Source organism: Cronobacter malonaticus LMG 23826, from assembly GCF_001277215.2.
Classification (GTDB): domain Bacteria; phylum Pseudomonadota; class Gammaproteobacteria; order Enterobacterales; family Enterobacteriaceae; genus Cronobacter; species Cronobacter malonaticus.
Genome location: NZ_CP013940.1, coordinates 4,022,397 through 4,042,073, shown reverse-complemented (window position 1 = coordinate 4,042,073; position 19,677 = coordinate 4,022,397). Strand labels below are relative to the sequence as shown.

22 protein-coding genes are annotated in these 19,677 nt (G+C 55.1%); 7 read left to right on the top strand and 15 right to left on the bottom strand.

Translation table 11 applies throughout. From position 1 onward, the window contains the following. Positions 1-2: 2 nt before the first annotated feature. Genes trmH through gmk form a run of 4 tightly spaced genes read right to left on the bottom strand, consistent with a single transcriptional unit; the run spans position 3 to position 3,790 of the window. Positions 3-692: a tRNA (guanosine(18)-2'-O)-methyltransferase TrmH gene (gene trmH, locus AFK66_RS18935; RefSeq protein ID WP_007779541.1), complete on the bottom strand. Its 690-nt coding sequence runs from the start codon at positions 690-692 to the stop codon at positions 3-5. Between the two features lie 4 nt (positions 693-696). Then, positions 697-2,817, bottom strand: coding sequence for a bifunctional GTP diphosphokinase/guanosine-3',5'-bis pyrophosphate 3'-pyrophosphohydrolase (spoT, locus tag AFK66_RS18930; RefSeq protein ID WP_007894835.1), 2,121 nt, complete (start codon positions 2,815-2,817; stop codon positions 697-699). A 19-nt stretch (positions 2,818-2,836) separates the two neighbouring features. Further along, complete coding sequence (gene rpoZ / locus AFK66_RS18925) at positions 2,837-3,112, bottom strand: DNA-directed RNA polymerase subunit omega (protein WP_000135058.1); 276 nt, start codon at positions 3,110-3,112, stop codon at positions 2,837-2,839. Between the two features lie 54 nt (positions 3,113-3,166). Beyond that, positions 3,167-3,790 carry a guanylate kinase gene (gmk, locus tag AFK66_RS18920; protein WP_007779534.1) on the bottom strand — a complete coding sequence of 208 codons (624 nt, stop codon included), beginning with the start codon at positions 3,788-3,790 and terminating at the stop codon, positions 3,167-3,169. 257 nt (positions 3,791-4,047) lie between these two features. Here gmk and ligB point away from each other — a divergent pair, with 257 nt between their 5' ends. After that, positions 4,048-5,733, top strand: coding sequence for an NAD-dependent DNA ligase LigB (gene ligB, locus AFK66_RS18915; protein ID WP_007779528.1), 1,686 nt, complete (start codon positions 4,048-4,050; stop codon positions 5,731-5,733). Positions 5,734-5,762: 29 nt separating this feature from the next. Here ligB and AFK66_RS18910 read toward each other — a convergent pair whose 3' ends face one another. Continuing rightward, positions 5,763-6,380, bottom strand: coding sequence for a trimeric intracellular cation channel family protein (locus AFK66_RS18910; RefSeq protein ID WP_007765562.1), 618 nt, complete (start codon positions 6,378-6,380; stop codon positions 5,763-5,765). A 174-nt stretch (positions 6,381-6,554) separates the two neighbouring features. Next, on the bottom strand, positions 6,555-7,418 hold the full coding sequence (locus tag AFK66_RS18905) for a YicC/YloC family endoribonuclease (protein ID WP_007779525.1): 864 nt from the start codon (positions 7,416-7,418) through the stop codon (positions 6,555-6,557). A 125-nt stretch (positions 7,419-7,543) separates the two neighbouring features. On the opposite strand from AFK66_RS18905, the gene rph reads away from it, so the two are divergent. Then, positions 7,544-8,260: a ribonuclease PH gene (rph, locus tag AFK66_RS18900; protein ID WP_007779523.1), complete on the top strand. Its 717-nt coding sequence runs from the start codon at positions 7,544-7,546 to the stop codon at positions 8,258-8,260. Between the two features lie 64 nt (positions 8,261-8,324). Next, entirely contained in the window at positions 8,325-8,966 is a 642-nt protein-coding gene (gene pyrE, locus AFK66_RS18895; protein ID WP_007779521.1) for an orotate phosphoribosyltransferase, read from the top strand. Between the two features lie 52 nt (positions 8,967-9,018). On the opposite strand, the gene slmA is transcribed toward pyrE, so the two are convergent. The 3 genes from slmA to coaBC all read right to left on the bottom strand — a co-directional run bounded on the left by slmA (position 9,019) and on the right by coaBC (position 11,388). Beyond that, entirely contained in the window at positions 9,019-9,615 is a 597-nt protein-coding gene (slmA, locus tag AFK66_RS18890; RefSeq protein ID WP_007703339.1) for a nucleoid occlusion factor SlmA, read from the bottom strand. Between the two features lie 125 nt (positions 9,616-9,740). After that, the gene (dut, locus tag AFK66_RS18885) at positions 9,741-10,199 is read right to left on the bottom strand and encodes a dUTP diphosphatase (RefSeq protein WP_014727790.1); all 459 of its coding nucleotides are present in this window, start codon (positions 10,197-10,199) and stop codon (positions 9,741-9,743) included. Next, positions 10,177-11,388: a bifunctional phosphopantothenoylcysteine decarboxylase/phosphopantothenate--cysteine ligase CoaBC gene (gene coaBC, locus AFK66_RS18880; protein WP_007779516.1), complete on the bottom strand. Its 1,212-nt coding sequence runs from the start codon at positions 11,386-11,388 to the stop codon at positions 10,177-10,179. The genes dut and coaBC overlap by 23 nt, the downstream gene beginning before the upstream one ends. 173 nt (positions 11,389-11,561) lie before the next feature. On the opposite strand from coaBC, the gene radC reads away from it, so the two are divergent. From radC to mutM, 4 genes are all read left to right on the top strand, one after another. Next, positions 11,562-12,224, top strand: a complete 663-nt coding sequence (radC, locus tag AFK66_RS18875) for a RadC family protein (protein WP_007797561.1) — start codon at positions 11,562-11,564, stop codon at positions 12,222-12,224. Positions 12,225-12,438: 214 nt separating this feature from the next. Beyond that, on the top strand, positions 12,439-12,675 hold the full coding sequence (gene rpmB, locus AFK66_RS18870; protein WP_004388471.1) for a 50S ribosomal protein L28: 237 nt from the start codon (positions 12,439-12,441) through the stop codon (positions 12,673-12,675). A gap of 20 nt (positions 12,676-12,695) precedes the next feature. Beyond that, positions 12,696-12,863, top strand: a complete 168-nt coding sequence (rpmG, locus tag AFK66_RS18865; protein WP_003024094.1) for a 50S ribosomal protein L33 — start codon at positions 12,696-12,698, stop codon at positions 12,861-12,863. 114 nt (positions 12,864-12,977) lie between these two features. Beyond that, entirely contained in the window at positions 12,978-13,787 is an 810-nt protein-coding gene (mutM, locus tag AFK66_RS18860; protein WP_007779512.1) for a bifunctional DNA-formamidopyrimidine glycosylase/DNA-(apurinic or apyrimidinic site) lyase, read from the top strand. On the opposite strand, the gene coaD is transcribed toward mutM, so the two are convergent. The 6 genes from coaD to AFK66_RS18830 form a co-directional block, all read right to left on the bottom strand. Continuing rightward, positions 13,788-14,267 (bottom strand): pantetheine-phosphate adenylyltransferase, encoded by a 480-nt coding sequence (coaD, locus tag AFK66_RS18855; RefSeq protein ID WP_023899682.1) that lies wholly within the window; start codon positions 14,265-14,267, stop codon positions 13,788-13,790. It abuts the gene before it with no gap. Positions 14,268-14,271: 4 nt separating this feature from the next. Beyond that, positions 14,272-15,039: a glycosyltransferase family 2 protein gene (locus AFK66_RS18850; RefSeq protein ID WP_007779509.1), complete on the bottom strand. Its 768-nt coding sequence runs from the start codon at positions 15,037-15,039 to the stop codon at positions 14,272-14,274. Then, complete coding sequence (gene waaA / locus AFK66_RS18845; protein ID WP_007779506.1) at positions 15,039-16,313, bottom strand: lipid IV(A) 3-deoxy-D-manno-octulosonic acid transferase; 1,275 nt, start codon at positions 16,311-16,313, stop codon at positions 15,039-15,041. The genes AFK66_RS18850 and waaA overlap by 1 nt, the downstream gene beginning before the upstream one ends. A gap of 99 nt (positions 16,314-16,412) precedes the next feature. After that, the gene (locus tag AFK66_RS18840; RefSeq protein ID WP_007779503.1) at positions 16,413-17,513 is read right to left on the bottom strand and encodes a glycosyltransferase family 9 protein; all 1,101 of its coding nucleotides are present in this window, start codon (positions 17,511-17,513) and stop codon (positions 16,413-16,415) included. A 45-nt stretch (positions 17,514-17,558) separates the two neighbouring features. Continuing rightward, positions 17,559-18,548: a glycosyltransferase gene (locus AFK66_RS18835; RefSeq protein WP_007779501.1), complete on the bottom strand. Its 990-nt coding sequence runs from the start codon at positions 18,546-18,548 to the stop codon at positions 17,559-17,561. A gap of 23 nt (positions 18,549-18,571) precedes the next feature. Then, a complete protein-coding gene (locus AFK66_RS18830; RefSeq protein ID WP_007779498.1) occupies positions 18,572-19,675 on the bottom strand; it encodes a glycosyltransferase in 1,104 nt (367 codons plus the stop codon). Positions 19,676-19,677 lie beyond the last annotated feature (2 nt).

The following is a 19,677-nucleotide window of genomic DNA, read 5'->3' as shown; positions in this document are numbered from 1 at the left end:
GTTTACTCCGCAGCCTGCATAGTGGCCCACCAGTCCTGCGGCGCATCGATTTCGCCATGCTCGTTCACGCGAGGGTAGGGCAGGCCTTTACGCTTTGCCACTTTCGCCAGCACCGGGTAGCCGCCTTCAAACAGCAGGCGCTGCTGTTCTTCTTCAGGCAGGGTGCTGTTGGCGCGCTGGTACATGCCCGCGTTCTGCCGCTGCCGTTGCGCTTCATAAAGGATAAGCGCGGAGGCGACAGAAACGTTAAGGGACTGCACCATGCCGATCATCGGAATGATAATGTCCTGATCCGCGAGACTTAGCGCCTCTTCGGTAATCCCGGTTTTTTCCTGGCCCATAAGGATGCAGGTTGGGCGCGTATAGTCGATTTCACGAAAATCGACGGCCTTGTCAGAAAGATGGGTCGCGAGGATTTGCATGCCTCGCGCTTTCAGATGGCCCACTGCATCACTGATGTTGCGGTGGGTTTTCACTTCCACCCAGCTGTTGCTGCCAGCAGCGGAGGAGGCCATGGTACGCATGCGGTTTCCCGGCCAGACAGCGTGAACTTCATGCACGCCCACCGCGTCTGCGGTGCGGATGATAGCCGAGACATTATGCGGCTTATGCACCTGCTCCATGCAGACCGTGAGATCGGGCTGACGCCGGGCCAGCATCTCGCAGATACGCGCGTAACGCTGAGAATTCATACGGTTAATTTCTGTTACGGGTGACTTTAATCACGTCCGGCATTACGCGGATTTTACGCATGATATTCGCCAGATGTACGCGATCGCGCGCCGTGAGGCGAATGAAGGCACTGTAGACGCGGCCATCTTTCTCTTCGGTATTCAGGCTCTGAATATTTGAACCGGCGGTGTTAATCGCTGCCGTCAGATTTGCCAGCGCGCCCTGGTGGTTAAACATATCCACCTTGATCTCGGTGATAAACTCCTGCTCGGTCTCTTTATCCCACTCGACCGCCATAAACTTCTCCGGCTCTTTCTGATAGCCACGGATGTTCCGGCAGGATTCATGATGGATAACAAGGCCTTTGCCTGGGCTGACGTGCGCCACGATCGGGTCACCCGGAATCGGGCGACAGCATTTAGCGAAGGTAATCAACACGCCATCCGCGCCTTTGATAGGCAAGTGGCTATGTCCGGTTGCTGGCACGTTCGGCTGGTTGCTGGCGGTAGCTTCACCCTGCAACAGATTTTTCGCGACCACCACGCTCATGGCGTTGCCCAGACCGATTTCCGCCAGCAGATCGTCAAGCGTGGCGAGCTTCATACGCTCAAGCTCACGCTGGATATGCTCCGGCGGGATTTCTGCAAGCTTGCGGCTGCCGCCCAACGCGTGATTCAGCAGACGACGTCCAAGGCTCACCGAGTCATCACGCTTCAGGTTTTTCAGCATCTGGCGGATTTTGGCGCGCGCTTTAGAGCTGACGACAAAATTGAGCCAGGCGGCATTCGGGCGAGCGCCCGGCGCGGTAATAATTTCTACCGTCTGCCCGCTGGAAAGCGACTGAGACAGCGGATAGGGCTGGCGATCGACGCGTGCACCAACGCAGGCGTGGCCGATATCGGTATGCACCGCATAGGCGAAATCGACCGGCGTTGCGCCCGCAGGCAACTCGACAATGCGCCCTTCCGGCGTAAAAACGTAAATCTCATCCGGGAAAAGATCGGATTTAACGCTCTCGATAAATTCAAAGGAACTGCCCGCGCTCTGCTGCAATTCCAGCAGGCTTTGCATCCAGCGCTGGGCGCGGATCTGCGCGGTAGTGCTGCTCTCACCGTGCTCTTTATAAGCCCAGTGCGCCGCAACCCCCATTTCCGCCATCTGGTCCATATCTTCTGTGCGAATCTGCACTTCGACCGGTACGCCGTGCGGGCCAATCATTGAAGTATGGAGCGACTGATAACCGTTCGCCTTGGGGATGGCGATGTAATCTTTCATACGGCCAGGACGCGGCTTATAAAGGCTATGCATCTGGCCAAGCACGCGGTAGCAGGTATCGACATCTTTCACGATCACGCGAAACGCGTAGATATCCATGATCGAGTGAAAACGCTGCTCTTTGAGCACCATTTTGCAGTAGATGGAGTAAAGATGTTTTTCGCGACCGCTGACGCGGCTCGGAATACCGGCCTCCTGCAAACGCCCTTCAATTTCAGAAAGGATCTTCTGAATCATCTCTTTACGATTGCCGCGCGCGGCCTTAACGACCTCTTTAATGACGCGGTAACGGTTAGGGTAAAGCGCCTCGAACCCCAGCTCTTCCAGTTCGGTTTTCAGATGATGAATACCGAGACGGTGAGCGAGCGGGCTATAGATTTCAAGGGTTTCACGAGCGATGCGGCGACGCTTGTCCGGGCGCAAAGAGCCCAGCGTACGCATATTATGGGTGCGGTCGGCGAGTTTGATCAGAATGACGCGGATATCCTGCACCATCGCCATGATCATTTTGCGAAAGTTTTCGGCCTGCGCCTCTTTCTTATCGCGGAATTTCAGCTTATCAAGCTTCGATACCCCTTCCACCAGCTCGGCAACGCTTTTACCGAACAGCTGTTCCATATCCTGGTAGGTGGCAGGTGTATCTTCAATCACATCATGCAGTAGCGCAGCCATGAGCGTTTCATAGTCGAGTTTCATCTCGGCCAGAATACAGGCTACGGCTACTGGATGAGTGATGTAGGGTTCGCCACTTGAACGTGTCTGTCCCTCGTGAGCATCACGTGCAACGAGATAAGCCTGCTGCAGACGCTTGATCTGGTCCGCAGGCAGGTATTGTTGAATCAGTTGATTCAGGCTTTCAAACAGATACAAGGGCTACCCGCACTAGTGATTAACGACGGCCTTCAGCGATAGCGGTAACGGCCTGCAGTTCTGCGGCTTCCTGCTCCTGCTGCTCCTGGCGCTCACGCACGTCGAGGATCTGGTTGTTGATCAGACCTTCTTCGATTTCACGCAGCGCAATAACGGTGGTTTTATCGTTTTCTTCCGGTACCAGCGGATCTTTACCGCCCACCTGCATCTGACGAGCGCGACGCGCGGCGACCAGCACCAGGTCAAAACGGTTACCAATTTTCTCTACAGCGTCCTGAACAGTTACGCGTGCCATATTTAAAAAGCTCCACAGGTGAAGAAATGACTGGGCATGATACTGAAACTACGCTCAGTCTGCCAATAGTTTGGTGATTAAAGCGTCATGTCGCTGCTTCTGGCGGCTCATACGCAGACGTTCGGCGCGCAGGATGATTTTTAAGTCAGCCAGCGCGGTATCAAAATCGTCATTCACAATAAGGTAATCGTACTCCGCATAGTGGCTCATTTCCGCCACGGCCTGCGCCATACGTTTTGCAATCACCTCTTCGCTATCCTGGCCACGTCCGCGCAGGCGGCGGTTCAGCTCTTCCTTAGACGGCGGCAGGATAAAAATACTGCGTGCCTGCGGCATCTTTTCACGGATCTGCCGCGCGCCCTGCCAGTCGATATCCAGGAAAACATCGACGCCGGTCGCCAGTACCTGCTCAATCGCGGCGCGCGACGTACCGTAATAGTTGCCAAACACTTCCGCATGTTCAAGAAACGCGTCTTCAGCAATCATCGCCCGAAACTGGTCGTGATTAACGAAATAGTAGTGCTCGCCATGAACTTCGCCAGGACGCGGATTGCGTGTGGTATGCGACACCGACACCTGAGAGTCATAGAGCGGTTGCGTCTTTAAAAAAGCCTGAATAAGGCTGGATTTACCCGCGCCACTCGGAGCGGAAACAATATAAAGCGTGCCTTGAGCCATGTGGTTTTACGTCTGTTGGTATGCGAAAAGAGGTGCGTATACCGCCTTATTATACACGTCGCGCTATGCTGGCGTAGTCTTTGTCGCAGAGTTCGCGTCGCTTTGCGTCATTTTGCGAGACATTATCCAGAAAAATTGTCTCATTTATGCAATCAGCGAAAAACCCTGGAAAACCTCTCGTAAAACGTAACAACCCGCATCGCCGACAGACAACGCTCTGTATTACCGTCCCGGCAGGAAAGCGATGGGGGTGAAACGTGCGTATTACTATTTTCTTACTGCTTACCATTCTGGCATCCGCAGGCGTTTATGCGGCCTGTCCTGACTGGACGCCACAGCAGGCACAACAGGAAGTCGCGGCGCTGGAAAATCAGCTGGCGCGCTGGGATGAAGCGTACTGGCTGCGCGGCGAGAACAAGGTCAGCGATGCGGTCTATGACGGAATGCGTCAAAGACTTAACGCGTGGCAAACCTGTTTTGCGCTGCCTGCGGTAAACGACGCGCCTTTACCGCTTGCCGCCGGGCGTACGTATCATCCTGTCGCGCATACGGGCGTGCAGAAACTCAAAGACGCTGCCTCGCTTTCGCAATGGATGCAAGGCAAAACGGAGCTGTGGATACAGCCGAAGGTCGATGGCGTAGCGGTTTCGCTGGTGTATCGAAAAGGCGAGCTGCGGCAGGTTATCAGTCGGGGTGACGGCATGCAGGGGGAGGACTGGACGGCACAGGCCCGCCATATTCCAGCCATTCCTTTGCAGGTAACAGGTGAGTTGGCTAATAGCGTATTGCAGGGCGAGCTGTTTTTGCGTCAGGAAGGGCATCGCCAGCAGCGAGACGGCGGCATTAACGCACGAGCACAGGTGGCCGGCGCAATGATACGCAGCACGCCGTCATCGGTGCTAAACAATCTGGATTTGTTTATCTGGGCATGGCCAGACGGGCCGAAAGAGATGGCTATGCGATTGTCCACGCTGGCGGAAGGTGGGTTCCCGTTAGCGCGTGCCTGGAGTAAGCCGGTACATTCAGTTTCGGAAGTTGCGCGCTGGCGTGAGAAGTGGTTCAGTGAGCCGCTGCCCTTTGTGACCGATGGCGTTGTCATCCGCGAAAGCAGAGAGCCGCCCGGAAAAAGCTGGCGTCCGGGGGAAGGCTCATGGGTTGTGGCATGGAAATACCCGCCTGTGAAAGCGGTAACAGAAGTGAAAGCGCTGCGTTTTGCCACTGGGCGTACGGGCAAGATAAGCGTTGTGGCGCAGCTGGAGCCAGTGGCGCTTGATGATAAACAGGTTTCAAAAGTGAGCATCGGTTCGCTGGCGCGCCTGGAAAAACTCGATCTGGCCGAGGGCGATCAGGTGGAAGTCAGCCTGGCAGGGCAGGGTATTCCAAGGCTGGATGCGGTCGTCTGGCGGCCAGCACAGCGGACTAAACCTGTGCCGCCTACTGCGCGTTTCGATATGCTGAGTTGCCTGTATGCCACCACCGCCTGTAAAGAGCAGTTTATATCGCGTCTGGTCTGGCTTAGCGGAAAGCCTGTGTTGGATCTCGCGGGAATAGGAGAAGCAACGTGGCACCAGTTATCGGAATACCATCATTTTGAGCATCTCTTTTCCTGGCTTACGCTCAGCGTTGATGCCTTAAAACAAACGCCGGGTTTTAGCGCGCAGCGCGCGGCACAGCTCTGGCATCAGTTCAACCTGACCCGTCAGCAGCCTTTTCAGCGCTGGGTAAAAGCGCTGGGTCTGCCTTTACCTGCGCGGGCATGGCAGGCGCTGGCAGATGACAAATGGCACCAGCTACAGGCGCGTGATGAACATAGCTGGCAGACGCTTCCTGGTATCGGCGCCGAACGCGCACGTCAGATTGTCAGCTATATCCATCATCCGGATGTCGCGGCACTCGCCCAGTGGCTGGCACAGCAGAGAATTGACGGCTTTGAGTTGCCATAAATCACGGGTGCGACGATGCGGACAGCCTATCAGTGCGTCCCGGCGCGGTAATGAAAAACCGGCAGGCCAAGACGAAAGCGCAGCGCCAGCAGACGAGCGGTAAAGCCGAACAACAGGGTTGCTATCACCACAACATCGTGGCTTGAGACATAGTGCTCCAGGGCGATATACAGCACCGCGGCGGCGAAAGAGATGCCAGCGTAAAGCTCTTTCTGAAAGACGAGCGGGATACGTTTACAGAACATGTCGCGTAACACGCCGCCAAAGACGCCCGTTACAACAGCGGCTATCGAGGCGATGATCGGGCCTTCGCCCATATCCAGCGCAATTTGCGCGCCGATAATAGAAAAAACGACAAGCCCCAGTGCGTCCAGCACCAGGAAAAGACGCCGCAGGTGAGGCATCACGGGCGCGACAAACGTAGTGATCACCGCTGCGGCGGCAACAATCACGACATATTCCGGGTGTTTTACCCAGCCCAGCGGATAGTGGCCCAGTAAGATATCCCGGACGGACCCGCCGCCAAGTGCGGTTGCCGTCGCGATAATAATGACGCCGAAAGTATCCATGCGGCGACGGCCTGCCGCCAGAGCGCCGGTCATCGCCTCTGCGGTAATGCCAATTAAATAAAGTACATGCAGTAACATCGTTCCCCCTCAGGCAGGTCGCAAAGGGTAGCGATTCGTGAATGGCATCACGATTGAGATTTTCTAAGGCGAGAGCTTTCGGATTAGTTTTTTTAAGTCAAAATGAGAAGTGAGTAAAAGGTGAGAATGGCTGTGGCTGTAAGGAAAAAAGGCCCTGACGGGCCTTTTAAAAACTTACTCGATGTTCTGGATCTGCTCGCGCATCTGCTCAATTAATACTTTGAGTTCGATGGCGGAATTGGTCACTTCAGCGTTAATCGACTTCGACGCCAGCGTGTTCGATTCACGGTTAAATTCCTGCATCATGAAGTCCAGACGACGGCCTACGGCCTCTTTTTTCTTCAGGATGTTATAGGTTTCTTTAACATGCGCTTCGAGGCGATCCAGTTCTTCAGCAACATCGATACGTTGCGCCATCATCACCAGCTCTTGCTCCAGGCGGTTATTCTCAAGTTGCACCTGCGCTTCTTCAAGCTTCGACGCCAGGCGCTCGCGCTGCCACTGAAGGATTGCTGGCATGTGCGCACGCACTTTGGCGACTTCAGCGCTGACGCCTTCGAGACGTTGTTCGATAAGTGCTTTCAGCGCCTGGCCTTCGGTTTCACGCGCCACGATGAAATCGTCAAGCGCGCCGTCGAGTGCGGCGAGAATATCGGCGGCGATAGCATCAAGGTCCTGCTCCTGAGCGGCCATCACGCCCGGCCAGCGCAGAATATCAACCGGATTGATTTCGCCTTCGTCGCTTTGCAGTTTTACCCAGTTAGCGGCGGAAACCAGCTGCTTCGCCAGTTTTTCGTTAAGGATAAGCTCGCCCTGCGCGCTGGCATCAGGCTCAAAACGCAGGCTACACTCGATTTTGCCGCGTGTCAGACGGGTACGGATGCGCTCGCGCACCACGGGTTCAAGGCTGCGGAACTGCTCCGGCAGACGGAAATAGGTTTCCAGGTAACGCTGGTTTACTGAACGCAGCTCCCAGGTGGCGCTGCCCCAGTCACCCTTAATTTCTCGCCGGGCGTAGGCGGTCATACTGCGGATCATAGAAGTACCCGTTTTCTGATGTGAATGTGGGGATTATAGCTACCGCAGGTCGGACAGGATAGGAATAAGCGCTTTCAGCCCGTATAATGCGCAGCCACATTCGTTAACAAGCCGGAGATATGCCCATGCGCCCAGCAGGCCGTAGCGCATCAGAAGTGCGCCCAGTTACCCTGACCCGTCATTACACTAAACACGCAGAAGGCTCCGTGCTGGTTGAGTTTGGCGATACTAAAGTGCTCTGCACCGCCTCTATTGAAGAAGGCGTGCCGCGCTTTCTGAAAGGCCAGGGGCAGGGCTGGATCACAGCCGAATATGGCATGCTGCCGCGCGCCACCCATACCCGTAACGCCCGTGAAGCGGCGAAAGGCAAACAGGGCGGCCGTACCCTTGAAATCCAGCGCCTGATTGCCCGTTCGCTGCGTGCGGCGGTGGATCTGAAAGCGCTCGGCGAGTTTACGATTACCCTCGACTGCGACGTGATTCAGGCTGATGGCGGTACCCGCACGGCGTCCATCACGGGTGCCTGTGTAGCGCTGGCTGATGCGCTGAACGCACTGGTCACGGCAGGCAAGCTGAAAACTAACCCGATGAAAGGAATGGTGGCGGCGGTCTCCGTGGGTATCGTCAACGGTGAAGCGGTATGCGATCTGGAATATGTGGAAGATTCCGCCGCCGAAACCGATATGAACGTTGTCATGACCGAAGACGGCCGCATGATTGAGGTGCAGGGCACGGCGGAAGGCGAGCCATTCACCCATGAGGAGTTGCTCGACTTGCTGACGCTGGCCCGCGGGGGAATCGAGTCGATCGTGGCGTCGCAGAAGGCGGCGTTAGCAAACTGATTTTTAAGGCGACTGAAGAGTCGCCTTTTTTATGCCTGCAATATGCTATTTGAGGAGCAAAGCCATGAAACCGTATCAGCGCCAGTTTATTGAATTCGCCCTTAACAAACAGGTGCTTAAATTTGGTGAGTTCACGCTGAAATCCGGGCGCCAGAGCCCTTACTTTTTTAACGCTGGTTTATTTAATACCGGGCGCGATCTGGCGCTGCTGGGTCGTTTTTATGCTGAGGCGCTGGTCGATTCCGGCGTTGATTTCGATCTGCTGTTTGGTCCTGCTTATAAAGGCATTCCTATCGCCACCACGACTGCCGTCGCACTCGCAGAGCATCACGAACGCGACGTGCCGTACTGCTTTAACCGCAAAGAAGCCAAAGACCACGGTGAAGGCGGCAACCTGGTCGGCAGCCCGCTTCAGGGCCGCGTTATGCTGGTGGATGATGTGATTACCGCGGGTACCGCGATTCGTGAATCGATGGAGATTATCCAGGCTAACGGTGCGACGCTTGCCGGCGTGATGATTTCGCTCGACAGGCAGGAGCGCGGACGCGGCGAGCTTTCCGCCATTCAGGAAGTGGAGCGTGATTACGGCTGTCAGGTGATTGCGATTATTACGCTAAATGATCTCATCGCTTATCTGGCGGAAAAGCCAGAGATGGCCAACCATCTGGCTGCGGTAGAGGAATATCGCCAGCAGTACGGCGTCTGATAAAAATGTAAAAGGCCGGATATCCGGCCTTTTTTCTCTGCCTGCATCGGCGTTATTGCAGCTGCGCGGCCAGCAGTGGCCAGCGGGCTTCGAAATCCGCCGTCGGGCTGTAGCGGAATTCGCTGCGTACGAAGCGCGACAGCATCCCTTCGCAAAACGCCAGCAGCTGGCTTGCCAGCAGCGCTTCATCAGTCGCGTAGCCTTCACCTTCGCGCATTTTTTTCTCGCGCAGCACCTGGCGCAGCTGAGCTTCAATACGTTCAAACAGCTGGTTAATACGCCCCTGCAGACGATCCTGTTCGAACATCAACGCATGGCCGGTAAGAATGCGGGTCAGCCCGGGGTTGCGTTCACCGAAACCGAGAATGAGTTGCACAATCAGACGCAGACGGTTAAGCGTCTCTTTTTCATCTTTCAGAATCAGATTGATGCGGGTAATCAGACTGTCTTCAATAAACTCAATCAGGCTGTCGAACATGCGGGTTTTGCTGGGGAAGTGGCGATAAAGCGCCGCTTCGGAAACGCCAACGGAGGCCGCGAGCTTCGCGGTCGTAATACGTTGGCTGCCATCGCTGGATTCAAGCATCTGCGCCAGAGACTGAAGTATTTCTTCGCGACGGTTCCTTTTCGCGGTTTGTTTTTCTGCCATGTTTTAAAATACCCCTGATAAATAATCACTTGCCAGGCGAGCATCCACAAAGCGTCCGCAGGCTTTCGCCTGCGGTAATCATTTCGCTTTATTTAACTTAAGGAATGCGCGATTACGCGGGCGGCTTATTTACGCCCGGAGTGCCCGAAGCCGCCTTCGCCGCGATCGGTGGCGGTAAAGTCTTCTACCAGATTAAATTCCGCCTGCACGACAGGCACAAACACCATCTGCGCGATGCGCTCGCCCGGTTCAATCGTGAAGCTCTGCTGGCCGCGGTTCCACACGGAAACCATCAGCTGCCCCTGGTAGTCAGAATCGATAAGCCCGACCAGGTTGCCCAGCACCACGCCATGTTTATGCCCAAGGCCCGAGCGCGGCAGAATCACAGCGGCAAGCGAAGGATCGGCAATATGAATCGCCAGACCGGTTGGCAGGAGCGTTGTCGCACCCGGCGCCAGTTCAACGGACTCGTCCAGGCAGGCGCGCAGATCGAGACCTGCTGAGCCAGAGGTGGCATACGTCGGCAGCGGGAATTGCTCGCCCACGCGCGGGTCCAGAATCTTAACGTCGATTTTTTTCATCATAACGGGTAACAATCTCGTCCAGTAAACGTTGGCCAAGGAGCGCCTTCCGCTCAAGCGGTAAGACTTTATCTCCCTCCTGCCAGAAAAGATGCAAAGCGTTGGTATCGCTGTTAAAGCCATGACCGGCTTGCGACACATCGTTAGCGCAAATCAGATCAAGGTTTTTGCGCAGGCGTTTTTGCCGCGCATATTCTTCCACATTATTTGTTTCGGCAGCAAACCCGACAACATAAGGGCGATTTTGCGAGAGCGCCGCGACGCCTGCGACAATATCGGGATTTTTCACCATTTTCAGCGTCAGCTCATCGCCCTGTTTTTTTATTTTTTCGGAAGAAATAGTCTCGGCCCGGTAGTCCGCCACGGCGGCACAGCCAATGAAAATCTGCTGCTGCTGGGCGCGTTGCTGCACGGCGGCTTCCATCTCCAGCGCGCTCTCAACGTCGATTCTCTCAACGCCTGGCGGCGTTGCCAGCGCGACAGGCCCGGCCACCAGCGTGACGCGCGCGCCGCGGGCGCTGGCCGCTGCTGCAATCGCGAATCCCATTTTGCCGGAGCTGTCGTTAGTGATGTAGCGCACCGGATCGAGCCGCTCACGGGTCGGGCCCGCGGTAATCATGATGTTGAGATGTTGCAGATCGTTGACAGGTGCGAAGTGGTTAGCGGCCAGCTCCACAATCTCTAACGGGTCGAGCATACGGCCAGGCCCAACATCGCCGCATGCCTGGCTGCCGCTGTCCGGCCCCCAGATACGCAGGCCGCGCGAGGCGAGCAGCTCAATATTCTGCTGCGTCGCGATATTACGGTACATCTGCTGATTCATGGCCGGGACGACGGCGACAGGCGACGGTGTGGCGAGGCAAATTGTCGTCACCAGATCGTTCGCCATACCCGCGGCGACACGCGCGATGAGATCGGCGGTGGCGGGCGCGAGAATCACTAAATCCGCCCATTTGCCGAGTTCAATATGGCCCATGGCGGCTTCGGCTGCCGGGTCGAGCAGGCTGTCTGACACCGGATAGCCGGAAACGGCCTGCAGGCTCAGTGGCGTAATAAAGGCTTTTGCTGCTTCGGTCATTGCAACGCGCACTTCCGCGCCTCGCTCGCGCAGACGGCGCACCAGCTCCGGCGTTTTATACGCCGCAATGCCGCCGCTGACGCCCAGAACGATTTTTTTACCGGCAAGGCCCATGGTCTTCTCTTCCTGTCACTTTCTGGAAAGCGGGCATTTTATCACAATCCCAAAACCTGCGCGGCGGTATGAAATTTAAACTTTGCGAGACGTCGCGCAGGGATGAAAACCCGCTGTCGCCAGCCTCTGACCACAAGCAGATAATGGCGGCGCGAGACAGGGCAGGGAAGACAATGGCAAAAATAGACAACGGGCCGCGGGAAAAGCTTATGCGTTATGGCGCGGCGGATTTAAGCGACGAAGAACTGCTGGCGATTTTCCTGCGCACCGGGACGCCGGGCATGGATGTCATGGCGCTGGCAAAGCGGCTGCTGGCGCATTTTGGTTCGCTCTACGGGCTGTTGTCGGCGGATATCCGGCCATTTCGGGATATTGGTGGCGTGGGCATGGCGAAATACGCGCAGCTTAAAGCCATCGGCGAACTGGCGCGACGCTACTATCGCTCGCGCCCTTGCGAAGAGATGGCGCTGCTGAGCCCGACGATTACGCGCGACTTTCTGGAAAGCCAGCTTGCAGAGCAGGAGCGCGAGATGTTTCTGGTGATTTTTCTCGACAGTCAGAACCGCATCATCAGGCAGAATACGCTGTTCACTGGCACGCTCAGCCATGTGGAAGTGCATCCGCGTGAAATCGTCCGTGAAGCAGTGCGGCTCAACGCCGCCGGGATTATCCTTGCGCATAATCACCCTTCCGGGCGCGCCGAGCCCAGCCGTGCGGATAAAATGGTGACCGAGCGCATCGTGAAAAGCTGCCAGCTGGTGGACATTCGGGTACTTGACCATCTGGTCATTGGGCGTGGAGAATACGTTTCTTTCGCCGAACGTGGGTGGATATAAGCCAGACGTGGCGATCCTTAGCGATCTTTATCTGTTCGGGACTTGAGCAGACGGCCCCGGCAGCGTATACTACGCCACCTTTGAGAATCTCGGGTTTGGCATGTGGGCCTGGCAATGCGAGTTCCATTGAACCGCCAGACTGGGCCATCAGGCCTGACGAGGCTGCCAACACCCTATACGAAGCTCGAGCTAATTTGATTTTTGGAGAATAGACATGTCCCGAGTCTGCCAAGTAACTGGCAAGCGTCCGGTGACCGGTAACAACCGTTCCCACGCACTGAACGCGACTAAACGCCGTTTTCTGCCGAACCTGCACTCTCACCGTTTCTGGGTTGAGAGCGAAAAGCGTTTCGTTACTCTGCGCGTATCTGCTAAAGGTATGCGTGTAATTGATAAAAAAGGCATCGATGTAGTTCTTTCTGAACTGCGTGCCCGTGGCGAAAAGTACTAAGTACTTAGAGGAAATAAATCATGGCTAAAGGTATTCGCGAGAAAATCAAGCTGGTTTCTTCTGCTGGTACTGGTCACTTCTATACCACCACGAAGAACAAACGTACTAAGCCGGAAAAACTGGAACTGAAGAAATTCGATCCGGTTGTCCGTCAGCACGTTCTCTACAAAGAAGCTAAAATCAAATAAGATTTTTGTCCGATTTGTACAAAAACCCCGCTTCGGCGGGGTTTTTTGTTTTCCGATCCGCCCTCATATCTTTTATTACCGCTCCCTGTTAATTGAACTCACGCGAGAGACGCTATGCCTGAATTACCTGAGGTGGAAACCAGCCGTCGCGGGATTGAACCGCATCTGGTTGGCGAAACAATATTGCACGCCGTTGTGCGTAATGGCCGCCTGCGCTGGCCGGTGTCCGATGAAATCCACGCGTTAAGCGATAAACCCATTCTCAGCGTGCAGCGTCGCGCCAAATACCTGCTGCTCGAACTGCCGGACGGCTGGATAATCATCCACCTTGGCATGTCCGGTAGCCTGCGCATCCTGCCGGAAGAGCGCCCGGCCGAGAAACATGACCATGTTGACCTCGTGATGAGCAACGGCAAAGTGCTGCGTTATACCGATCCGCGGCGTTTCGGCGCCTGGTTGTGGACGCGTGAACTCGAAGGCCACAATGTGCTGGCGCATCTGGGGCCGGAGCCGCTAAGCGATGCTTTTAACGGCGCGTACCTGCGTGAAAAATGTGCGAAAAAGAAAGTCGCGATTAAACCCTGGCTGATGGATAACAAGCTGGTGGTGGGCGTCGGCAATATCTACGCCAGCGAGTCGCTGTTTGCGGCTGGGATCCACCCCGATCGGCTGGCCTCGTCGCTGTCAGAAAAAGAGTGTGAACTGCTTGCGCAGGCGATCAAAGCAGTACTGTTACGATCGATTGAGCAGGGCGGTACGACGCTGCGAGATTTTCTGCAAAGCGATGGTAAGCCTGGCTATTTCGCGCAGCAGTTGCAGGTTTATGGGCGCGAAGGTGAACCGTGCCGGGTGTGCGGTACGCCGATTCTGGCGGGGAAACATGCCCAGCGCCGCACCTACTGGTGCCGACGCTGTCAGAAGTGATTAACGCAGCTTTTCGAGCAGCGCCTGATGAACGTGTGCAGGCAGGAAGTGGGAGACGTCGCCCTGGTGGCGCGCCACTTCCTTCACCAGGCTTGAGGAGATAAACGACCACTCCTTCGACGGCATCAGAAAAACGCTCTCAAGCGTTGGCATCAGATGACGATTCATGTGCGCAAGCTGCATCTCATATTCGAAATCGCCCGCAGTACGCAGGCCGCGTACCAGAACATTCGCCTGCTGTGCCTGCGCAAAATTCGCCATCAGGTCGCTAAAGCCGGTCACGCTGACATTCGGCAGATGTGCCGCGGCTCGCTGCGCCAGCGCTACGCGCTCATCCAGCGAAAACATCGTCTTTTTATGCGGGCTGGCGGCGACCGCCAGGATCAGCTCGTCGAACATGCTGGCCGCACGGGTGATGATATCGAGATGACCGTTAGTGATCGGGTCGAAAGTACCGGGGTAAATCGCGCGAGTGGTCATAGCGTTACTTTTCCGTAAAGCCGCGGTTCAGCGCCCACAGCTCGGTATATTTGTTGAAGGTGTACTGGGCGTTAACAACCGCCAGCAGCCAGCCCTGTCGCCCATCCAGTAGGCCCGCGCGCAGGATAAGCGTCTTGCAGAAGGCGGCCAGCGTGCGTCCGAAAATGCCCGGCACCGAGACCTTTTTACCTTGCTGATGGCGCTCCTGCGCCCAGGCGGTGGCGTAATTGAGCTGCTTGCGCTGGAAGCTTGCGAAGTCACGGCAGGTCAGGTGCAGCAGGTCGCCTGAAAGTGTTGCTACGCGCGCACCTGGCGCGTCGAGCGATTCATGCACCTGATTATCATTATAGCGATAGCGCTCACGCGCATAGAGGCGGGTGACGCGATCGGGATACCAACCGCTATGGCGCATAAAGCGTCCCAGAAATAGATTACGGCGGGCGATGCTGTACACCGTCTGCGGATCGGGGTTTTCAAGCGCCTGACGAATCGCCTGCGCCAGCTCCGGCGTCACGCGCTCGTCGGTATCGATCATCAATATGTAGTCGCCGCTGGCGTATTGCTGGGCACGCTGGCGCTGAACGCCGTAACCCTGCCAGTCGCTTTCGGTAAACACTTTCGCACCGGCGGCGGTAGCGACCGCGACCGTGTCGTCGCTGCTGCCGGAATCCAGCACTACGATCTCATCGGCCCAGGCCACGGAAGCGAGACAATCTGGCAGAAGCGCCGCCGCGTTTTTGGCGATCATTACTACCGAGAGGCGCGCGCGCATCAGTGGCTCCGCTGCGGAAGGTAGGGCTGCAGCAGCTGCAACAGGCGCTGTAGCGCGCCCTGGTTCTGATGCAGTACTTCCACCGCGTGGCGGCCATACCAGAGACGATAGTCTTCGTCGGTCAAAAGCGTGGAGATCTCTTTCACCAGTGAATCGGCACCGGTCACGGTGATAAGGCCGTCGGCTTCCTGCAATTTGGCGCAGATATCTTTGAAATTAAAGGTATGCGGCCCCATCAGCACCGGAATGGCGTGCGCGGCAGGCTCCAGCGGGTTATGGCCGCCGCGTTCGACAAGGCTGCCGCCGACAAAGGCGAGATCGGCAATGCCGTATAACAGCATCAGCTCGCCCATCGTGTCGCCAATCACGACCTGCGTGCTGCCGGATGGAATTTCGCCGGTGCTGCGCAGCGTAAAGCTAAAGCCCGCTTTCTGCACCATATCGCGTGCGTCTTTAAAGCGCTCCGGGTGGCGCGGCACCAGAATCAGCAGCAGATCGGGGAAGGTTTCCAGCAACTGACGGTGCGCCTGCAGGATAATCGCTTCTTCACCATCATGGGTGCTGGTGGCGATCCAGACCTGACGGCGCGGCGCCCACTGGCGACGCAGCGTAATCGCGCGCGCGGCCAGTTCCGGCGTTACGGAGATATCGAATTTCAGGCTGCCGGTAACCGCCAGCTGGTTGCGCTTCAGACCCAGCGCGGTAAAACGGCTGGCGTCTTCATCATTCTGCGCTGCAATAAGCGTGATTTTCGCAAGCAGCCGGCGCATAAACCCACCAAGCTTTTGGTAGCCTTTGGCGGAGCGTTCAGAGAGACGGGCGTTGGCGATAACCAGCGGTATTTTGCGCTGATGCAGCGCGGCAATCATATTCGGCCACAGCTCGGTTTCCATGACGATCACCAGTTTCGGGCGCACGGTTTCCAGAAAACGGTTCATGGCGCAGGGCAGATCGTAAGGCAGATAAACGTGATGCACATCTTTGCCGAACGCCGACTGTACGCGCTCAGAGCCTGTTGGCGTCATCGTGGTGACGGTAATCGGCAGCGACGGATAGCGGTGGCGCAGCGCGCGCACCAGCGGAATGGCGGCCAGGGTTTCGCCCACCGATACCGAGTGCAGCAGGATACCGTCCGGCAACACTTTTCCCTGACAAAAGCCATAGCGCTCCCCCCATCGTTTGCGATAGGCAGGGGCTTTACGGCTGCGGAGTAAAAGCCGCACCCAGACAAAAGGCTGTATCAGGTAGAGCAGAGCGGTATACAACGATTCCAAGCTAATATCCGTTATTTTCTGTATCGGCGGGCAAATTCTAAGCATTTAGGTACGCTAAAGCTATACCTTTGGCGCGCAGAACCTGCCACGAGAAAAATGTCAGCGTATGAGGGGCGCTTTTTGCCTGATGCAGGTGTCTATTGCAGCTTTTACTTCCGCGACCGATATCGCGCGTAAGCCTGCGCTCTCATCTTTTGACATGATGACATGGTGAATATCGTGGTCTTGTAAAGGTGCCGCCCCGTCAACATACATCTGACCGCCAAACAACCCTACGACAGGCGTTTTAACGGCGATAGCAACATGCAGCGGACCAGTATCACCTACCACCAGACACGTAAAACTCGTTATCTTTGTTGCCAGTTGTTGAAGATTAGTGGTGCCTGCGACATTACGTACCCGATCGCTGGAATATGGTAAGCCATCAATAATGCGCTGGTTTAATGTTTTCTCACCATCAGAACCGATAAGTTCAATCGTTACTTCAGGGTGCGCTTCCAGTACGGACTGAATCAGTTGCGTGAATTTTTCAACTGGCCAGCATCGATCCTGCTGCGATGCACCGGCATGTATGCCAATCACCGTATGGTCAGGAACCGCTTTTGTATAAGGCGCGGGAATAAACATCTCTTCAGAAGGAATATCAATACCGATAGAAGAGAGCAGACGCGTTTTTTGGTGGATATGGTGAAGGTTGCCATTTTGCCGGTTGTCATAATGGGCGGATAGAAAATTCTCCAGCAGAAAGGTATCCCGATTCTGATAATCGCTGTAGTAAACGTCTTTAAAGATATAGCGAGAACGCGCAAGCGAAGCGACGATAATGTCATAAGGCACACGCGAATGAAGAATGAAAGTGGCATCCACGTGCTGCTTACGTAATGTCTTGCTCAGCTTCAATACGCCATTGGCTTTGCCGTTCCAGTAGTAGATCTCATCAAAAAGTGGACTCCCAACGGCGAGACCTTTATTTCGTTCATTGACTACCAGCAGCAGCCGCGCTTCAGGCCAACGGGTTTTGATGGCGTTAATTGCCGGGGTGTTGATAAGAAAATCACCCAGCGCCGTCGTGGAAAAGATGGCGATGGTTTTAAGATCATCGCTCTTTGAAAACCGGGTTATCTTTTTCACACGATAGCCGGTCGCTTTCCAGAGCGTCAGAAAAACGCCTGCAGCGATATGTTTAGCTATTTTACTCATACGTCTCCGTCGCTATCCCGTTTAATGCGATAGCCAATGAAAAAGTCAGCTGGCGTTCAGTTTCTTTTTTAAGCGAAAGTAGCGGCGGCCAAGACGCCAGCGCAGGCGAAGATCGTGCGCGTTACGCCAGATCAACTGCCAGATGCCGCGATCGAAGAATTCCTGAATCAACCCTTTTTGCTTTTGAGGATCCTTCATTTCATCAATAGTATGAATAATCCCTAACCCTTCTTTTGCTATCTGCCAACGACAGGCTCTGATATTACGCGTTTTGTCGGCATAGCGCTGGTTAATGGCATCCAGCATTTCCAGGATTTTCATGTAATGATGCGCTGAGCGAATCAGTGTGTCATCGGTGTCCGGTTTGTGAGAGACCGACTCCGAATGGATGTAGTAATCGTAAAACTGCTGCGCGGTATATTGAACGCGTTCAGCAGCCAGCAGCACTTCTGTCGTCCAGGGAATATCCTGATGGCGTAATCCTGGCTCAAAGGACAGATGGCGTTGACGAATAAATTCAAGGCGATAGATGTTAAGCCAGGTCACATGCAGGAATTTTCGTGAGTCCAGCGCCTTCTGTAGCCAGACATGCCCCGGTAATACTGGTGTAGAGGCGAGTTTCTCTGGTGGGAAAATCGGATGACTTTCTCTTTTATTCTCATAGACATAACGTCCGTTGCAGGTGGCTACGTCAAGATGATTTTCTTCCGCCAGGTTCAATAGCGTGTTGTACATGCCAGGATAGATTTTGTCGTCTATATCCGGAAACGCAATGTATTTGCCTGTCGCGACGGCCATGCCGGTATTGCGTGCGGCAGAAACGCCCTGGTTACTCTGCTCAATAATGTGGAAATTGTCGAATCGGCTTTGCCATGCGGCAAGGATGCTTGCGCTATTGTCTGTCGAACCATCATTAACCATGATGATTTCCGCGCTCTTCAGTTCCTGTTGCTGAAGGTACTCGAAAAATGCATTGAGAAATTTCTCGCCATTATAGACGCCAGCGACGATGCTCAATAAAGGAGTGCTATTCATAGTAAACCTGTCAGTTTTAACACCTAAATGTCGGTCTTATTGGTCAACTGCCGATATTGTTCACAAATTATGCTCACACTGAATTTTTCAAGTGCGGCAGTATCTATGACGGGTGGGTGTTGATAGATACTTTGCAGCGTTAGCGCTAAATCATGGCTATTGAGATCGCAAAGCCCGCGCGCCAGTTCACCTGTCAGTATTTCTGCGGGTCCACCCGGGCAGCGTGTACTGACAGCAGCGGTGCCCAGCAGTAATGCCTCAACAAGAACGTTGCCAAAACCTTCGCTATCTGAACTGACAACCAGCACACGGGCATGTTTGATCCAGGGCAGGGGGTTTAACTGAAACCCTTTGAACAAAACCCGGTCGGCAACGCCCAGACGTTCAGCTAATGCCCGCAATTTCGATTCCTGTTCTGGTTTTCCTTTGCCCAGCAGCACCAGGGGCACCTCGATGCCGCTTTGCGCATAGGCCTCAATCAGCCTGTCATGGCGTTTAGCGGGATGGAAACGACCAACATGGATGATATAGTCCGTGCCCGCCATTTCACACGGGGCCTCGGCACCTTTGCGCAATGCCGTAATATCAAACGGGTTGTAAATAGTTTTAAGCTGCGCGGGCGTCAGGGAAAATTGCGTCACCAGGTCTTTTCCTACCGCATCGGAGACGGTGACGATATTGCGGTGCTGGTAAACGCGTTTGATTTTCTGCTGCTTAAGCCAGCGGTCGAAGCCGGTCCGGTGTCCGAGGTAGGAGGTCGAAAAGACCCCATGCAGGCAAAACCACAAATTGTGATTTTTAAGCACCTGGCTGCGAGAAACGATGCGGTCGGTTTTATGCAGGTTGGACAGTATCAGATCGAAATGCCCCCTTTGTTCGGCCATCATAATGGCTTCATCCAACTGACGCGCGCGGCGGCGTAGCTCTGTCAATTTGCGCCATGGTTTACGGCAATGGTCGGCAATAACCTGATAATCCAGCCCATCGGGAAGAGGATATTCGCAGACGTCACGCAATGAAAAGAGCGATACCGCATCACCCTGACCAAGAAAGTGTTCAGCCAGCGTTAGCACGACTTTTTCCGCGCCACCGCCAGGCAGACCATCAATCACAAAAAGAATGCGCATCG

What these genes read in the sequence shown, in the direction of transcription:
- trmH (WP_007779541.1), bottom strand. Translation starts at nt 692, where the DNA reads ATGAATTCTCAGCGTTACGCGCGTATCTGCGAGATGCTGGCCCGGCGT.
- rpoZ (WP_000135058.1), bottom strand. Translation starts at nt 3,112, where the DNA reads ATGGCACGCGTAACTGTTCAGGACGCTGTAGAGAAAATTGGTAACCGT.
- gmk (WP_007779534.1), bottom strand. Translation starts at nt 3,790, where the DNA reads ATGGCTCAAGGCACGCTTTATATTGTTTCCGCTCCGAGTGGCGCGGGT.
- AFK66_RS18910 (WP_007765562.1), bottom strand. Translation starts at nt 6,380, where the DNA reads ATGTTACTGCATGTACTTTATTTAATTGGCATTACCGCAGAGGCGATG.
- AFK66_RS18905 (WP_007779525.1), bottom strand. Translation starts at nt 7,418, where the DNA reads ATGATCCGCAGTATGACCGCCTACGCCCGGCGAGAAATTAAGGGTGAC.
- rph (WP_007779523.1), top strand. Translation starts at nt 7,544, where the DNA reads ATGCGCCCAGCAGGCCGTAGCGCATCAGAAGTGCGCCCAGTTACCCTG.
- pyrE (WP_007779521.1), top strand. Translation starts at nt 8,325, where the DNA reads ATGAAACCGTATCAGCGCCAGTTTATTGAATTCGCCCTTAACAAACAG.
- slmA (WP_007703339.1), bottom strand. Translation starts at nt 9,615, where the DNA reads ATGGCAGAAAAACAAACCGCGAAAAGGAACCGTCGCGAAGAAATACTT.
- dut (WP_014727790.1), bottom strand. Translation starts at nt 10,199, where the DNA reads ATGATGAAAAAAATCGACGTTAAGATTCTGGACCCGCGCGTGGGCGAG.
- coaBC (WP_007779516.1), bottom strand. Translation starts at nt 11,388, where the DNA reads ATGGGCCTTGCCGGTAAAAAAATCGTTCTGGGCGTCAGCGGCGGCATT.
- radC (WP_007797561.1), top strand. Translation starts at nt 11,562, where the DNA reads ATGGCAAAAATAGACAACGGGCCGCGGGAAAAGCTTATGCGTTATGGC.
- rpmB (WP_004388471.1), top strand. Translation starts at nt 12,439, where the DNA reads ATGTCCCGAGTCTGCCAAGTAACTGGCAAGCGTCCGGTGACCGGTAAC.
- rpmG (WP_003024094.1), top strand. Translation starts at nt 12,696, where the DNA reads ATGGCTAAAGGTATTCGCGAGAAAATCAAGCTGGTTTCTTCTGCTGGT.
- mutM (WP_007779512.1), top strand. Translation starts at nt 12,978, where the DNA reads ATGCCTGAATTACCTGAGGTGGAAACCAGCCGTCGCGGGATTGAACCG.
- coaD (WP_023899682.1), bottom strand. Translation starts at nt 14,267, where the DNA reads ATGACCACTCGCGCGATTTACCCCGGTACTTTCGACCCGATCACTAAC.
- AFK66_RS18850 (WP_007779509.1), bottom strand. Translation starts at nt 15,039, where the DNA reads ATGCGCGCGCGCCTCTCGGTAGTAATGATCGCCAAAAACGCGGCGGCG.
- AFK66_RS18840 (WP_007779503.1), bottom strand. Translation starts at nt 17,513, where the DNA reads ATGAGTAAAATAGCTAAACATATCGCTGCAGGCGTTTTTCTGACGCTC.
- AFK66_RS18835 (WP_007779501.1), bottom strand. Translation starts at nt 18,548, where the DNA reads ATGAATAGCACTCCTTTATTGAGCATCGTCGCTGGCGTCTATAATGGC.
- AFK66_RS18830 (WP_007779498.1), bottom strand. Translation starts at nt 19,675, where the DNA reads ATGCGCATTCTTTTTGTGATTGATGGTCTGCCTGGCGGTGGCGCGGAA.